Below are 15,255 nucleotides of genomic sequence, written 5' to 3'. Positions count from 1 at the left end.
CCGTGTCTGAGTCCCCTCTGTACGACGCCGACGAGCCCGTCCGCGAGGCGGATGTCGCCGCCGAGCTGGATGCGGCTGAGGCTGCCGACGCCGAGGCCGCCACCGTCGAGGCCGACGCTGTCGAGGCCGCTGAGGACGGGGACTTCTCCGAGGACGCCGAGCAGATCGTCGACGGCGTGGACGCTGACGAGGACGAGGTCGAGGCGGCGGAGGCCGAGGCCGGCCTGTCCGCCGAGGAGGCCGCGCTGCACGAGGTGGGCGACGCCGAGGCGGCCGCCGACGAGGCGTTCACCGAGGTCGCCGTCGAGGAGGAGCCGGCCGAGGAGGTCGACCCGGTCGCCAAGTTCCGTGAGGAGCTGCGCACCCTGCCCGGCGAGTGGTACGTGATCCACACCTACGCCGGCTACGAGAACCGGGTGAAGCAGAACCTGGAGCAGCGCGCCGTCTCGCTGAACGTCGAGGAGTACATCTTCCAGGCCGAGGTGCCGCAGGAAGAGGTCGTCCAGATCAAGAACGGCGACCGCAAGACGATCCGGCAGAACAAGCTCCCCGGCTACGTGCTGGTCCGCCTCGACCTGACCGCCGAGTCCTGGGGCGTGGTGCGCAACACCCCGGGTGTCACCGGCTTCGTCGGCAACGCCTACGACCCGTACCCGCTGACCCTGGACGAGGTCGTCAAGATGCTGGCCCCCGACGTCGAGCGTGCGGCGGCCAAGGAGGCCGGCCGGCCCTCGCAGGTCCGCCCGGCCGAGATCCAGGTGCTCGACTTCGAGGTCGGCGACTCGGTCACCGTCACCGACGGTCCGTTCGCCACCCTGCAGGCGACCATCAACGAGATCAACCCCGACTCGAAGAAGGTCAAGGGCCTGGTCGAGATCTTCGGTCGCGAGACCCCGGTCGAGCTGTCGTTCGACCAGATCCAGAAGAACTGACCGCAGAGCCTTCTCGGGGGCGGGGCCCAGGCCCCGCCCCCGAACCCGTTTTGGCCGGGCGACGTATCCGCGTTAGCCTGGTCCGCTGTGTGTACGCATACCCGGGTGTCGCCCCGGAGCCGTGCACACGTCCATCGAAGGAAGGACCCGGAGAGACATGCCTCCCAAGAAGAAGAAGGTCACGGGGCTTATCAAGCTCCAGATCAACGCCGGTGCGGCCAACCCGGCCCCGCCGGTCGGCCCCGCGCTGGGTCAGCACGGCGTCAACATCATGGAGTTCTGCAAGGCCTACAACGCCGCGACCGAGTCGCAGCGTGGCATGGTCGTGCCGGTGGAGATCACGGTCTACGACGACCGCAGCTTCACCTTCATCACCAAGACTCCGCCGGCCGCGCGCCTCATCCTGAAGGCCGCGGGCGTGGAGAAGGGCTCCGGCGAGCCGCACAAGACCAAGGTCGCCAAGCTGACCTCGGCCCAGGTGCGCGAGATCGCCACCACCAAGCTCCCCGACCTGAACGCCAACGACCTGGACGCCGCCGCGAAGATCATCGCGGGTACCGCCCGGTCCATGGGCATCACGGTCGAGGGCTGAACCCCTTCTTTCGTCGTTCAGTGGTAGGGCCAGCGCGGCCCGTACACCACGACTCCACAACTCAGGAGCAGCAGTGAAGCGCAGCAAGGCTCTCAAGGCCGCGGACCTCAAGGTCGACAGCGACCGCCTGTACGCCCCGCTCGAGGCCATCCGCCTCGCCCGGGAGACCTCCACCAGCAAGTTCGACGCGACCGTCGAGGTTGCCATGCGTCTGGGTGTCGACCCGCGCAAGGCCGACCAGATGGTCCGCAGCACCGTCAACCTGCCGCACGGTACCGGTAAGACCGCCCGGGTCCTGGTCTTCGCGACCGGTGACCGTGCCGCGGCTGCGGAGGCTGCGGGCGCCGACATCGTCGGCTCCGACGAGCTGATCGACGAGGTCGCCAAGGGTCGCCTGGACTTCGACGCCGTCGTCGCCACCCCGGACCTGATGGGCAAGGTCGGCCGCCTGGGCCGCGTGCTCGGTCCGCGTGGTCTGATGCCGAACCCGAAGACCGGCACCGTCACCCCGGACGTGGCGAAGGCTGTCACCGACATCAAGGGTGGCAAGATCGAGTTCCGCGTGGACAAGCACTCGAACCTGCACTTCATCATCGGGAAGGCCTCCTTCACCGACGAGCAGCTGGTCGAGAACTACGCCGCGGCGCTGGACGAGGTCCTGCGGGCCAAGCCGTCCGCCGCCAAGGGTCGCTACATCAAGAAGACCGCGATCTCCACCACGATCGGCCCCGGCATCCAGGTCGACCCGAACCGCACCCGGAACCTCCTCGTCGAGGAAGACCCGGCGTCGGTCTGACGCCGAGCGAGCTTGCGAGTGAGGTGGCAGGACCAGCCCATTCGCACAGCGTCGGTCTGATCCACCTGATGTGATCCATCTGGTCGGACCGATCTGGTCTGACGCACCGTCAGGGCCCGTGCTCCACAGGGAGCACGGGCCCTGACCCGTTCTCGCCCCGGGAACCGAAACCCCCTCTCGCCCTGTCCTCATGGTCGGTTAGAGTCCGCAGGTCATCAGAGAGACGTACAAAAGGGGGAATCACCGTGCGCATCGTGCGGATCGCGGCGGCGTTGACCGGGTCGGCCCTGCTGATCGGGTCGCTGGCGGCCTGCGGGAGCAGCGCCAAGTCGAGCACCGGCGCCACTGGCGGGAACGCGGGTGCGCCCGCCCTGCCGGACCTCGGGCCGAAGGCTGAGCTGGTCGCGGCGGCCGCCGTGATGCAGAAGGCCGGCAGCGCCGACGTCGCCCTCACCTCCGCCGGCGGCTCCTCGGGCAGCGGCAGTGGCGTCTACGCCTGGAGCGGCAAGCCGGCCCTGGACCTGTCCGAGCAGCAGTCCGGCAAGACGATCAAGTTCCGGGCGGTGGACGGCAGCTCCTACCTCGGCGTGGACGACACCCAGGCCGCCACCGTCGGTGGCAAGCACTGGCTCGACCTCACCACGTCGTCCGGCGCCGCCGGCATGGGCGATCCGTTCACCGCGCTGGCCGTGCTGATGAACCCGGCCGCCGAGCTCACCGTCGCCGCGCAGAACGGCACGCTCAGCAAGGTCGGCTCGGAGCAGTTGGCGGGCACCGGCACCACGCACTACCGCAGCTCGATGCCGGCCCAGAGCCTGGTCGACCAGCTGCCCAACCTCACCGACGCGCAGCGCAAGGCCGCCCTGCAAGTGGCCACCTCCGGCGGCGCCACGGTGATCACCGACTTCTGGGTGGACGGCAAGCACCAGCTGGTCCAGATGCAGGAGCAGACCTCCGACGGCTCCTCACCGAGCAGTGGCGCCGGCGGCTCCAGCGCCAGCACCGTCAAGTACTCCAACCTCGGCGTGAAGGTCAGCGTCAGCCCGCCAGCCGCGAGCGACCAGGCCGCCCCGGCCGACGCCCTCAAGCTGCTCAGCAGCCTCGGCTGAATCCCGGCGAGGGGACTCGCATGACCTGACCCCCAGGGGAGCGGTCAACGAACACATGGCACTCTGAGCTGATCGGACCGGAGCAGGAGGCGGGCGTGGCGGGAGCGCACAGGACAGCGGGCGCGGCGGTGGTCGCCGTCGCGCTGGCCGCTGCCCTGGCGGCCTGTGGCGGGGGCGGTGGCCGGCCGGTGGTCGGCGCCACGCCCTCCCCGTCCGTCACCGCCTCCGCCTCGCCCTCCAAGCCGGCCGACCGCTCCCCGCAGGGCGTCCTGCTCTCCGCCGAGCAGGTGCTGCAGACCGCCCGCCGGGCCAAGCTCAGTTACCGCTTCGACAACCCGGACGGCACCAGCGACAGCGCCGACGGGGTGCTCTACTGGGCGCCGCGGACGATCATGCAGCTGACCAAGACCACCCCGGGCGCCACCGATCAGCTGATCGTCATGGACACCATCAGCTACCAGGGGGGCGACGCGGCCACCGCGGCCCGGCTGGGTGGCAAGCACTGGCAGAAGAGCGCCGAGGTGTTGGGCCCCGACGGCCGCCCCGAGACGCCGTTCGCCGCGCTGGTCGACCAGCTCAACCCGCTGCAGGCGGTCACCGCCGCGGCGAACGCCGGCGACCTGCAGAAGGTGGGGGAGGAGAAGGTGGGCGATCAGACCGCGGAGCACTACACCGCCACCGTCACGGTCGCCGGCTACGCGGCCGCCCAGCTCAACCTGCTGACCGCCGACCGCCGCACCCAGCTGGCGGCGACGCTCGGCCAGGGCGGGGTGGGCGCGCTGAGCCTGGACCTCTGGCTCAACGACAAGGACCAGCTGGTCCAGCTCCAGCGTTCCGGCGCCGGCAGCAAGGGCGAGCTGGTGCAGGTGGTGCAGTACAGCGACTTCGGCAGCAGCCAGCTGGCCGTCACCGCGCCGGCCGAGGGCGACACCCAGGACCTCGGCAGCTCCTGAGCCCGCGCACCGGATTTGGTGTCCGTACGCCTCAACCCGTACGCTGGGCTCTGCCAAAGACCGCTGGTTGTCGTGCCGTGTCCGTGAGGAGACGCTCGACCGAAGGATCTGCGCTTCGTCGCAGGCAGCCCGCGCAGGAGTGTCTGGAGCTTGGACTTCCGTCCGTACGGTTTCCCCGTTCGGCCGTCGAGGTCCGTCACGAGCCCCGAGCGCCCTGTGCGCCGGGGCTCTTCTCGTTCTCGCGACGAGTTCTCCGCGAGGGCTTCCTTCCCTTCCATGGTCCGACGGCACAGTAGGTCGACTTGTCCAGGTCGGCCGACCTCGACATCACGGAAGGAGGCGTAAGCCTATGGCAAGGCCCGACAAGGCTGCTGCCGTCGCGGAGATCGCGGACAAGTTCCGTTCCTCCAACGCGGCCGTGCTGACCGAGTACCGCGGTCTGACGGTGAAGCAGGTCAAGACCCTGCGTCGCTCGCTGGGTGCTAACGCCCAGTACGCCGTGGTGAAGAACACGCTGACCAAGATTGCGGCCAATGAGGCCGGGATCACGGAGCTCGACGACCAGTTCACCGGTCCGACGGCTGTCGCCTTCGTCACCGGTGACCCGGTGGAGTCGGCGAAGGCTCTGCGTGACTTCGCCAAGGAGAACCCGGCTCTCATCATCAAGGGCGGTGTCCTTGACGGTAAGGCGCTGACCGCCGATGAGATCAAGAAGCTCGCGGACCTCGAGTCCCGCGAGGTGCTGCTCGCCAAGCTGGCGGGTGCCATGAAGGCCAAGCCCTCGCAGGCTGCCGCGGTCTTCCAGGCCCTGCCCTCGAAGCTCGTCCGCACCGTGGACGCGCTGCGCGAGAAGAAGGCCGAGCAGGGCGGTGCCGGTACGCCGGCTCCCGCCGAGGACGCCGCCGCCGAGTAATCGGCGACGGGCTGACGCCCTCGCAGCGGGCCCGCGCCCGCCAACCCCGTACATCCCGGCACCACCTGCCGAATTAGTGGAAGGACGCCATCATGGCGAAGCTGTCCCAGGACGACCTGCTCGCGCAGTTCGAGGAGATGACCCTCATCGAGCTCTCCGAGTTCGTGAAGGCGTTCGAGGAGAAGTTCGACGTCACCGCGGCCGTCGCCGTCGCCGCCGGCCCGGCCGGCCCGGCCGCTGCCGTCGAGGCCGTCGAGGAGCAGGACGAGTTCGACGTCATCCTCGAGGGTGCCGGCGACAAGAAGATCCAGGTCATCAAGGAGGTGCGCACCCTGACCTCCCTCGGCCTGAAGGAGGCCAAGGACCTCGTTGACACCGCCGGCGCCAAGGTGCTGGAGAAGGTCGCCAAGGACGTTGCCGAGAAGGCCAAGGCTGCCCTCGAGGCCGCTGGCGCCAAGGTCACCGTCAAGTGACTTCTCGCTCCTGAGCGAGCTCTTCGGGCCGGGCCGGCCACCCCTCGCGGGTGGCCGGCCCGGCCTTTTGCTGTCAGCCTTCTGTCAGCCCCGCCGGGTAAGGTGATCACGTTCCGCTCGCCCACCGCGGCGGGGGCCCCGGCGGCACTTGTGCCGGGTCCGCTGTAACGCGTCGGGTGCCCGGAGCGATGGAGAGTGCGAGGTCCGCGCTTCGGCAGGGCCTTGACGAACGGCACGCGGCGCGCGATTCTCGAGGCGCGCGCCGACACCGCGAGAGCGGTCGGCCGTTAGTTTGAGTGGCCCCTGGATGCATAACCAGGGGGCGCGGCGGGAAATGACTCCACGTGAGTCGCGGTGTCTGCCTCAGGCGAGGTTGGGCACCGCTGCGGTGCGCAGGGGCTGCCCAGGGCAGTAGCAGTGGCAGTAGTAGCGGCAGTAGTAGGCAGTGGCAGGTCGAGCAGTAGGGAGTGTCCGATTCGGTCTCCGAATCAGGGCTGGACAGCAGTGTCGCCTTTGGCTACACTGTCCCTTTGCGCTGCCTGTTAGCTGCTCCGTGACTCGTCGCCCGGAGTCTGCGCTGCCCTGACCTGGGGTTTCCCCCCTCGGCAAGGCCCGGCCGGTACGCGCGTAGTGAGCTCCGAGCCCTCGGAAGGACCCCCCTCTTGGCCGCGCCGCGCAACGCCTCGAACAACGCCAATTCCACCGCCCCGCTCCGCGTCTCCTTCGCGAAGATCAAGGAGCCCCTCGAGGTCCCGAACCTCCTGGCCCTGCAGACCGAGAGCTTTGACTGGCTGCTCGGCAACGCGGCCTGGAAGTCCCGGGTCGAGGCGGCCCTGGAGAGTGGTCAGGACGTCCCCACGAAGTCCGGTCTGGAGGAGATCTTCGAAGAGATCTCCCCGATCGAGGACTTCAGCGGGTCGATGTCCCTGACCTTCCGCGACCACCGTTTCGAGCCGCCGAAGAACTCCATTGACGAGTGCAAGGACCGCGACTTCACCTTCGCGGCCCCGCTCTTCGTCACCGCCGAGTTCACGAACAACGAGACCGGTGAGATCAAGTCTCAGACGGTCTTCATGGGCGACTTCCCGCTCATGACCCACAAGGGCACGTTCGTGATCAACGGCACCGAGCGTGTCGTCGTCTCCCAGCTCGTCCGCTCGCCGGGCGTGTACTTCGACTCCACCCTGGACAAGGTGTCCGACAAGGACATCTACTCCTGCAAGGTCATCCCCTCGCGTGGTGCCTGGCTGGAGATGGAGATCGACAAGCGCGACATGGTCGGTGTCCGCATCGACCGCAAGCGCAAGCAGTCGGTCACCGTGCTGCTCAAGGCTCTCGGCTGGACCAACGAGATGATTCTCGAGGAGTTCGGCGAGTACGAGTCGATGCGCGCCACCCTGGAGAAGGACCACACCCAGGGCCAGGACGACGCGCTGCTCGACATCTACCGCAAGCTGCGTCCCGGCGAGCCGCCGACCCGTGAGGCCGCGCAGACCCTGCTCGAGAACCTCTACTTCAACCCCAAGCGCTACGACCTCGCCAAGGTCGGCCGCTACAAGGTCAACCGCAAGCTGGGCAACGCCGAGTCGCTGGACTCCGGCGTGCTCACCGAGCCCGACATCATCGGTGCGATCAAGTACCTGGTGAAGCTGCACGCGGGCGAGACCGAGTGGCGTGACAACGAGGGTCGCGACATCGTCGTCGAGGTCGATGACATCGACCACTTCGGCAACCGTCGCCTGCGCAACGTCGGCGAGCTCATCCAGAACCAGGTCCGTACCGGCCTGGCCCGGATGGAGCGCGTCGTGCGCGAGCGCATGACCACCCAGGACGTCGAGGCGATCACGCCGCAGACCCTGATCAACATCCGGCCGGTCGTCGCCTCCATCAAGGAGTTCTTCGGCACCAGCCAGCTGTCCCAGTTCATGGACCAGACGAACCCGCTGTCGGGCCTGACCCACAAGCGTCGTCTGTCCGCGCTGGGCCCCGGTGGTCTGTCCCGTGAGCGGGCCGGCTTCGAGGTCCGTGACGTGCACCCCTCGCACTACGGCCGCATGTGTCCGATCGAGACCCCCGAAGGCCCGAACATCGGTCTGATCGGGTCGCTGGCCTCGTACGGCCGGGTGAACGCCTTCGGCTTCATCGAGACCCCGTACCGCAAGGTCGTCGAGGGCATCGTCACCGAGCAGGTGGACTACCTGACCGCTGACGAGGAGGACCGCTTCGTCATCGCGCAGGCCAACGCGCCGCTGACCGAGGACCTGCACTTCGCCGAGCCGCGCGTGCTGGTGCGTCGCCGTGGCGGCGAGATCGACTACATCCCCGGCACCGAGATCGACTACATGGACGTCTCGCCGCGCCAGATGGTGTCGGTCGCGACCGCCATGATCCCCTTCCTCGAGCACGACGACGCCAACCGCGCGCTGATGGGCTCGAACATGATGCGCCAGGCGGTGCCGCTGCTGAAGAGCGAGGCTCCGCTGGTCGGCACCGGCATGGAGTACCGCTGCGCCGTCGACGCCGCGGACGTCATCACCGCCGAGAAGGCCGGTGTGGTGCAGGAGGTCTCGGCCGACTACGTCACCGTGGCCAACGACGACGGCACGTACAACACGTACCGCGCCGCCAAGTTCACCCGTTCCAACCAGGGCACCGCCTTCAACCAGAAGGTGCTCGTGGACGAGGGCGCCCGGGTCGAGGCCGGCCAGGTGCTGGCCGACGGCCCGTGCACCGACGAGGGCGAGATGGCGCTGGGCAAGAACCTGCTCGTCGCCTTCATGTCCTGGGAGGGTCACAACTACGAGGACGCGATCATCCTGTCGCAGCGCCTCGTGCAGGACGACGTCCTCTCCTCGATCCACATCGAGGAGCACGAGGTCGACGCCCGTGACACCAAGCTGGGTCCGGAGGAGATCACCCGGGACATCCCGAACGTCTCCGAGGAGGTCCTCGCCGACCTCGACGAGCGCGGCATCATCCGGATCGGCGCGGACGTCGTCACCGGCGACATCCTGGTCGGCAAGGTCACGCCCAAGGGTGAGACCGAGCTGACCCCGGAGGAGCGCCTGCTCCGCGCGATCTTCGGTGAGAAGGCCCGTGAGGTCCGCGACACCTCGCTGAAGGTGCCGCACGGTGAGTCCGGCAAGGTCATCGGCGTGCGCGTCTTCGACCGCGAAGAGGGCGACGAGCTGCCCCCGGGCGTCAACCAGCTGGTCCGGGTCTACGTGGCCCAGAAGCGCAAGATCACCAACGGTGACAAGCTGGCCGGCCGACACGGCAACAAGGGTGTCATCTCCAAGATCCTCCCCGTCGAGGACATGCCGTTCCTCGAGGACGGCACCCCGGTCGACATCATCCTCAACCCGCTGGGTGTCCCGTCCCGAATGAACCCGGGACAGGTCCTGGAGATCCACCTCGGCTGGCTCGCCCAGCAGGGCTGGGACGTCTCCGGTCTGGCCGACGAGTGGGCCCGCCGCCTGCAGGCGATCGGCGCGGACAAGGTCGAGGGTGGCACCAACCTCGCCACCCCGGTCTTCGACGGCGCCCGCGAGGACGAGATCACCGGTCTGCTGGACCACACCACGCTCACCCGTGACGGCGAGCGCCTGGTGAACTCCACCGGTAAGGCCCGGCTGTTCGACGGCCGCTCCGGCGAGCCGTTCCCGATGCCGATCTCGGTCGGCTACATGTACATCCTCAAGCTGCACCACCTGGTCGACGACAAGCTGCACGCTCGTTCGACCGGTCCGTACTCGATGATCACCCAGCAGCCGCTGGGTGGTAAGGCGCAGTTCGGTGGTCAGCGCTTCGGTGAGATGGAGGTGTGGGCACTCGAGGCTTATGGCGCGGCGTACGCCCTCCAGGAGCTGCTCACCATCAAGTCCGACGACGTCCTGGGCCGCGTGAAGGTCTACGAGGCGATCGTCAAGGGCGAGAACATCCCCGAGCCCGGCATTCCCGAGTCCTTCAAGGTGCTCATCAAGGAAATGCAGTCGCTCTGCCTCAACGTGGAGGTGCTGTCCTCGGACGGTTCCAACATCGAGCTGCGGGACTCCGACGAGGATGTCTTCCGCGCCGCCGAGGAGCTCGGTATTGACCTGTCCCGGCGCGAGCCGAGCAGCGTCGAAGAGGTCTGACGGAGGTTGGGCCGGCTGCGCGATCAGCAGCCGGCCCGCCCCCAGGCCCCCCTCAGACCAGATGAACGACTTTCGACTTACGAAAGAGGGCTTGACGACCAGTGCTTGACGTCAACTTCTTCGACGAGCTCCGCATCGGCCTCGCGACCGCCGACGACATCCGCCAGTGGTCGCACGGCGAGGTCAAGAAGCCGGAGACCATCAACTACCGCACGCTGAAGCCGGAAAAGGACGGCCTTTTCTGCGAGAAGATCTTCGGTCCCACCCGGGACTGGGAGTGCTACTGCGGTAAGTACAAGCGTGTCCGCTTCAAGGGCATCATCTGCGAGCGCTGCGGCGTCGAGGTGACCCGCGCCAAGGTGCGTCGTGAGCGGATGGGCCACATCGAGCTGGCCGCCCCGGTCACCCACATCTGGTACTTCAAGGGTGTCCCCAGCCGTCTGGGCTACCTGCTCGACCTGGCGCCGAAGGACCTCGAGAAGGTCATCTACTTCGCCGCCTACATGATCACCTGGGTGGACGACGAGCGTCGCCAGCGCGACCTCCCGTCCCTGGAGGCGCACGTCTCCGTCGAGCGCCAGCAGATCGAGAACCGCCGTGACGCGGACCTCGAGGCTCGGGCCAAGAAGGCCGAGACCGACCTGGCCGAGCTGGAGGCCGAGGGCGCCAAGGCCGACGTGCGCCGCAAGGTGCGCGAGGGTGCCGAGCGTGAGATGAAGCAGCTGCGCGACCGTGCGCAGCGCGAGATCGACCGCCTGGACGAGGTGTGGGCCCGGTTCAAGAACCTCAAGGTCCAGGACCTCGAGGGTGACGAGCTGCTCTACCGCGAGCTGCGCGACCGGTTCGGCACCTACTTCTCCGGCTCGATGGGCGCGGCGGCCCTCAAGGACCGCCTGGAGACCTTCGACCTGGCCGAGGAGTCCGAGCGGCTGCGCGAGATCATCCGCACCGGCAAGGGCCAGAAGAAGACCCGTGCGCTCAAGCGCCTCAAGGTCGTCTCCGCCTTCCTGCAGACCACCAACAAGCCCAACGGCATGGTGCTGGACTGCGTCCCGGTGATCCCGCCGGACCTGCGTCCGATGGTGCAGCTGGACGGTGGCCGCTTCGCGACCTCCGACCTGAACGACCTGTACCGCCGCGTGATCAACCGCAACAACCGCCTGAAGCGGCTGCTCGACCTCGGCGCGCCCGAGATCATCGTGAACAACGAGAAGCGGATGCTCCAGGAGGCGGTCGACGCCCTCTTCGACAACGGCCGTCGTGGTCGCCCGGTGACGGGCCCCGGCAACCGTCCGCTGAAGTCCCTCAGCGACATGCTGAAGGGCAAGCAGGGTCGTTTCCGTCAGAACCTGCTCGGCAAGCGCGTCGACTACTCGGCCCGTTCGGTCATCGTCGTCGGCCCGCAGCTCAAGCTGCACCAGTGCGGTCTGCCCAAGGCCATGGCGCTGGAGCTCTTCAAGCCGTTCGTGATGAAGCGCCTGGTCGACCTGAACCACGCGCAGAACATCAAGTCGGCCAAGCGCATGGTCGAGCGCGCGCGCCCGGTGGTGTGGGACGTCCTCGAAGAGGTCATCGCCGAGCACCCGGTGCTGCTGAACCGTGCGCCCACCCTGCACCGCCTCGGCATCCAGGCCTTCGAGCCGCAGCTGGTCGAGGGCAAGGCCATCCAGATCCACCCGCTCGTCTGCACCGCGTTCAACGCGGACTTCGACGGTGACCAGATGGCCGTCCACCTGCCGCTCTCCGCGGAGGCGCAGGCCGAGGCCCGCATCCTGATGCTGTCCTCGAACAACATCCTGAAGCCGGCCGACGGTCGCCCCGTCACCATGCCGACCCAGGACATGGTGCTCGGTCTCTTCTTCCTCACCTCGGACCGCGAGGAGGTGAAGGGCGGTGGCCGCTCCTTCTCCTCGACCGCCGAGGCGATCATGGCCTTCGACGCCCGCGAGCTGGACGTCCAGGCCCCGATCGAGCTGCGGCTGCCGATCGGCACCGTGCCGCCGCGCGGCTGGACCCCGCCGGTGGTGGACGCCGAGTGGACCGACGGCCGGCCGAGCTGGACCGAGGGCGAGCCGTTCCGCCTGAACACCACCCTGGGCCGCGCGCTCTTCAACGAGCTGCTGCCCGAGGACTACCCGTTCGTCGACTACGAGGTGGGCAAGAAGCAGCTCTCCGCGATCGTCAACGACCTGGCGGAGCGCTACCCCAAGGTCATCGTCGCGGCGACCCTGGACAACCTGAAGGCGGCCGGCTTCCACTGGTCGACCCGGTCCGGTGTCACCGTCTCGATCTCGGACGTCGTCGTGCCGCCGAGCAAGCCGCAGATTCTCGAGGGCTACGAGGCGCAGGCCGAGAAGGTCCAGAAGAACTACGAGCGCGGTCTGATGACCAACGACGAGCGCAAGCAGGAAATGGTCAACATCTGGACCAAGGCGACCAACGAGGTCGCCGAGGCCATGAACGCGAACTTCCCGAAGACCAACCCCATCTTCATGATGGTCGACTCGGGTGCTCGCGGAAACATGATGCAGATGCGTCAGATCGCCGGTATGCGTGGTCTGGTGTCGAACGCCAAGAACGAGACGATCCCGCGTCCCATCAAGGCGTCGTTCCGTGAGGGCCTGTCGGTGCTGGAGTACTTCATCTCCACCCACGGTGCCCGTAAGGGTCTGGCCGACACCGCGCTGCGTACCGCCGACTCGGGTTACCTGACCCGTCGTCTGGTGGACGTCTCGCAGGACGTGATCATCCGCGAGGAGGACTGCGGCACCGAGCGCGGCCTCAAGCTGGCGATCGGTTCGGTCGGCGAGGACGGCGTGCTGCGCAAGGCCGACGACGTCGAGACCAGCGTCTACGCCCGCATGCTGGCCGAGGACATCACCGTCGACGGCAAGCTCATCGCGACCGCCAACACCGACCTCGGTGACGTGCTGATCGACGAGCTGATCCGCCACGGCATCGGCGAGGTCAAGACCCGTTCGATCCTGACCTGTGAGTCGGCCGTCGGCACCTGTGCCTTCTGCTACGGCCGTTCGCTGGCCACCGGCAAGCTGGTCGACATCGGTGAGGCGGTCGGCATCATCGCCGCCCAGTCCATCGGTGAGCCCGGCACCCAGCTGACCATGCGTACCTTCCACACCGGTGGTGTGGCCGGTGACGACATCACCCAGGGTCTGCCGCGTGTCGTCGAGCTCTTCGAGGCCCGTACCCCCAAGGGTGTGGCCCCGATCTCGGAGGCCTCCGGCCGGGTCCGGATCGAGGACACCGAGAAGACCCGCAAGCTCGTCGTCACCCCGGACGACGGCACCGAGGAGATCGCCTACCCGGTCTCCAAGCGTGTCAAGCTGCTGGTCAGCGAGGGCGAGGCGGTCGAGGTCGGCCAGAAGCTGACCCAGGGCGCCACCAACCCGCACGACGTGCTGCGGATCATGGGCCAGCGTGCCGTCCAGATTCACCTGGTCGCCGAGGTCCAGAAGGTCTACAACTCGCAGGGTGTGTCGATCCACGACAAGCACATCGAGATCATCATCCGGCAGATGCTCCGCCGCGTGACGATCATCGAGTCGGGCGACGCCGAGCTGCTCCCGGGCGAGCTCGTCGAGCGCGGCCGCTTCGAGACCGAGAACCGTCGGGTGGTCTCCGAGGGCGGTCACCCCGCCTCCGGTCGTCCGCAGCTGATGGGTATCACCAAGGCCTCGCTGGCCACCGAGTCCTGGCTGTCGGCCGCCTCCTTCCAGGAGACGACCCGGGTGCTCACCGACGCGGCGATCCACGCCAAGTCGGACCCGCTGCTGGGCCTCAAGGAGAACGTCATCCTCGGCAAGCTCATCCCGGCCGGTACGGGTCTGCCCCGCTACCGCAACATCCGGGTCGAGCCGACCGAGGAGGCCAAGGCCGCGATGTACTCGGCCGTCGGCTACGACGACTACGACCTGTCGCCCTTCGGCGCCGGCTCCGGCCAGGCGGTTCCGCTGGACGACTACGACTACGGGCCGTACACCGGCTGAGTCGGTCGCTGAACCGCAGGGCGGTCACCCCACCGGGGTGGCCGCCCTGCGGCGTCCCCAGGCGTCCCCAGGCGTCCCCAGGCGTCCCCAGGCGTCGTCCAGTCCGGCTCGCGACGGGCGGCCATGCCGCCGAGCGAGCGTGCGAGGACGTGGCTGCCGCGATTCCGGCAGCCTCAGGCCCGGCGAAAGTCGGCTGGTAGTGTGCCGCCATGCGAATCTTGGTCACCGGTGGCAGCGGTTACATCGGCTCTCACACCACGCTCCAGCTCATCGCGGCGGGCCACGAGGTGGTGATCGCGGACAACTTCAGCAGGAGCAAGCCGTCGGTCCTCGGCCGCCTCGAGTCGCTGTCGGGCGTGCCGATCAAGCACCACGTCATCGACCTCACCGACCAGGACGAGACCGACCGTCTCTTCGCCCAGGGGGCGTTCGACGCGGTGATCCACTTCGCCGGGCTGAAGGCGGTCGGGGAGTCCGTCGCGATGCCGCTCGAGTACTACGCGAACAACCTCGGTTCGACCCTCTCCGTGCTGGCCGCGATGCGTGCGCACGGTGTCAAGAAGCTGGTCTTCTCCTCCTCCGCCACCGTCTACGGCGAGGACGCGCCGGCGCCGATGCGGGAGCCCTTCCCCACCTCGGCGACCAACCCCTACGGCTGGACCAAGGTGATGCAGGAGCAGATGCTGCGCGACCTCGGCGTGGCCGACCCGGAGATGCGGATCGCGCTGCTGCGCTACTTCAACCCGGTCGGCGCCCACCAGTCCGGGACGATCGGCGAGGACCCGCACGGGGTGCCCAACAACCTGATGCCGCTGGTCGCCCAGGTCGCCGTCGGGCGACGCGACGGCCTCCAGGTCTTCGGCACCGACTACCCCACGCCCGATGGCACCGCGCGGCGTGACTACCTGCACGTCGAGGACCTGGCCGCCGGCCACGTCGCCGCCCTGAAGAAGCTGGGCGAGACGCAGGAGCCGGTCTCGACCTGGAACCTGGGCACCGGGAGGCCGACTTCGGTCCGCGAGATGGTGTCGGCGTTCGCCAAGGCGAGTGGCCGGGAGATCCCGACCGTCGACGCGCCGCGCCGCCCCGGCGACATCGCGGACTCCTACGCGGACCCGGCCAAGGCCCAGGCCGAGCTCGGCTGGGTGGCCACCCGCACCATCGACGACATGTGCGCGGACACCTGGCGCTGGCAGTCGCAGAACCCGGACGGTTTCCCGGAAGCCTGACGTCCCGGGTACTACGGGCACTAGGAGCTGTTCGGGGTTCGGATCATGTGGTTGAGGTGAGGTGCTTCAGCCACATGATCGAGCCTCGGAGGTGGAGTGCGGCCTCGAAGCTCTC

General features: G+C 68.2%; 10 protein-coding genes. All 10 read left to right on the top strand.

Annotated features, from left to right (window positions below; all coding sequences use genetic code 11):
* The first annotated feature begins 65 nt into the window (after positions 1-65).
* Positions 66-932, top strand: a complete 867-nt coding sequence (gene nusG, locus P3T41_RS27705) for a transcription termination/antitermination protein NusG (RefSeq protein ID WP_280693349.1) — start codon at positions 66-68, stop codon at positions 930-932.
* A gap of 157 nt (positions 933-1,089) precedes the next feature.
* Positions 1,090-1,524 (top strand): 50S ribosomal protein L11, encoded by a 435-nt coding sequence (rplK, locus tag P3T41_RS27700; RefSeq protein ID WP_280693259.1) that lies wholly within the window; start codon positions 1,090-1,092, stop codon positions 1,522-1,524.
* Between the two features lie 73 nt (positions 1,525-1,597).
* Positions 1,598-2,320, top strand: coding sequence for a 50S ribosomal protein L1 (gene rplA, locus P3T41_RS27695; RefSeq protein WP_280693258.1), 723 nt, complete (start codon positions 1,598-1,600; stop codon positions 2,318-2,320).
* Between the two features lie 245 nt (positions 2,321-2,565).
* Positions 2,566-3,429 (top strand): hypothetical protein, encoded by an 864-nt coding sequence (locus P3T41_RS27690; RefSeq protein WP_280693257.1) that lies wholly within the window; start codon positions 2,566-2,568, stop codon positions 3,427-3,429.
* Between the two features lie 95 nt (positions 3,430-3,524).
* Positions 3,525-4,382: a hypothetical protein gene (locus P3T41_RS27685; RefSeq protein WP_280693256.1), complete on the top strand. Its 858-nt coding sequence runs from the start codon at positions 3,525-3,527 to the stop codon at positions 4,380-4,382.
* Between the two features lie 349 nt (positions 4,383-4,731).
* Positions 4,732-5,295 carry a 50S ribosomal protein L10 gene (gene rplJ / locus P3T41_RS27680; RefSeq protein ID WP_280693255.1) on the top strand — a complete coding sequence of 188 codons (564 nt, stop codon included), beginning with the start codon at positions 4,732-4,734 and terminating at the stop codon, positions 5,293-5,295.
* Between the two features lie 92 nt (positions 5,296-5,387).
* Complete coding sequence (gene rplL, locus P3T41_RS27675; RefSeq protein ID WP_280693254.1) at positions 5,388-5,768, top strand: 50S ribosomal protein L7/L12; 381 nt, start codon at positions 5,388-5,390, stop codon at positions 5,766-5,768.
* Positions 5,769-6,430: 662 nt separating this feature from the next.
* The gene (gene rpoB, locus P3T41_RS27670; protein WP_280693253.1) at positions 6,431-9,904 is read left to right on the top strand and encodes a DNA-directed RNA polymerase subunit beta; all 3,474 of its coding nucleotides are present in this window, start codon (positions 6,431-6,433) and stop codon (positions 9,902-9,904) included.
* Positions 9,905-10,005: 101 nt separating this feature from the next.
* On the top strand, positions 10,006-13,911 hold the full coding sequence (locus P3T41_RS27665; RefSeq protein WP_280693252.1) for a DNA-directed RNA polymerase subunit beta': 3,906 nt from the start codon (positions 10,006-10,008) through the stop codon (positions 13,909-13,911).
* 209 nt (positions 13,912-14,120) lie between these two features.
* Positions 14,121-15,140 (top strand): UDP-glucose 4-epimerase GalE, encoded by a 1,020-nt coding sequence (gene galE / locus P3T41_RS27660; RefSeq protein WP_280693251.1) that lies wholly within the window; start codon positions 14,121-14,123, stop codon positions 15,138-15,140.
* The last annotated feature ends 115 nt before the right edge of the window (positions 15,141-15,255 follow it).

Source organism: Kitasatospora sp. GAS204B (assembly GCF_029892155.1).
In the GTDB taxonomy this organism is placed as follows: domain Bacteria; phylum Actinomycetota; class Actinomycetes; order Streptomycetales; family Streptomycetaceae; genus Kitasatospora.
The sequence above is the reverse complement of the archived record's forward strand: the minus strand, read 5'-3'. Positions and strand labels throughout refer to the sequence as shown.

What these genes read in the sequence shown, in the direction of transcription:
- galE (WP_280693251.1), top strand. Translation starts at nt 14,121, where the DNA reads ATGCGAATCTTGGTCACCGGTGGCAGCGGTTACATCGGCTCTCACACC.
- rplL (WP_280693254.1), top strand. Translation starts at nt 5,388, where the DNA reads ATGGCGAAGCTGTCCCAGGACGACCTGCTCGCGCAGTTCGAGGAGATG.
- rplJ (WP_280693255.1), top strand. Translation starts at nt 4,732, where the DNA reads ATGGCAAGGCCCGACAAGGCTGCTGCCGTCGCGGAGATCGCGGACAAG.
- rplK (WP_280693259.1), top strand. Translation starts at nt 1,090, where the DNA reads ATGCCTCCCAAGAAGAAGAAGGTCACGGGGCTTATCAAGCTCCAGATC.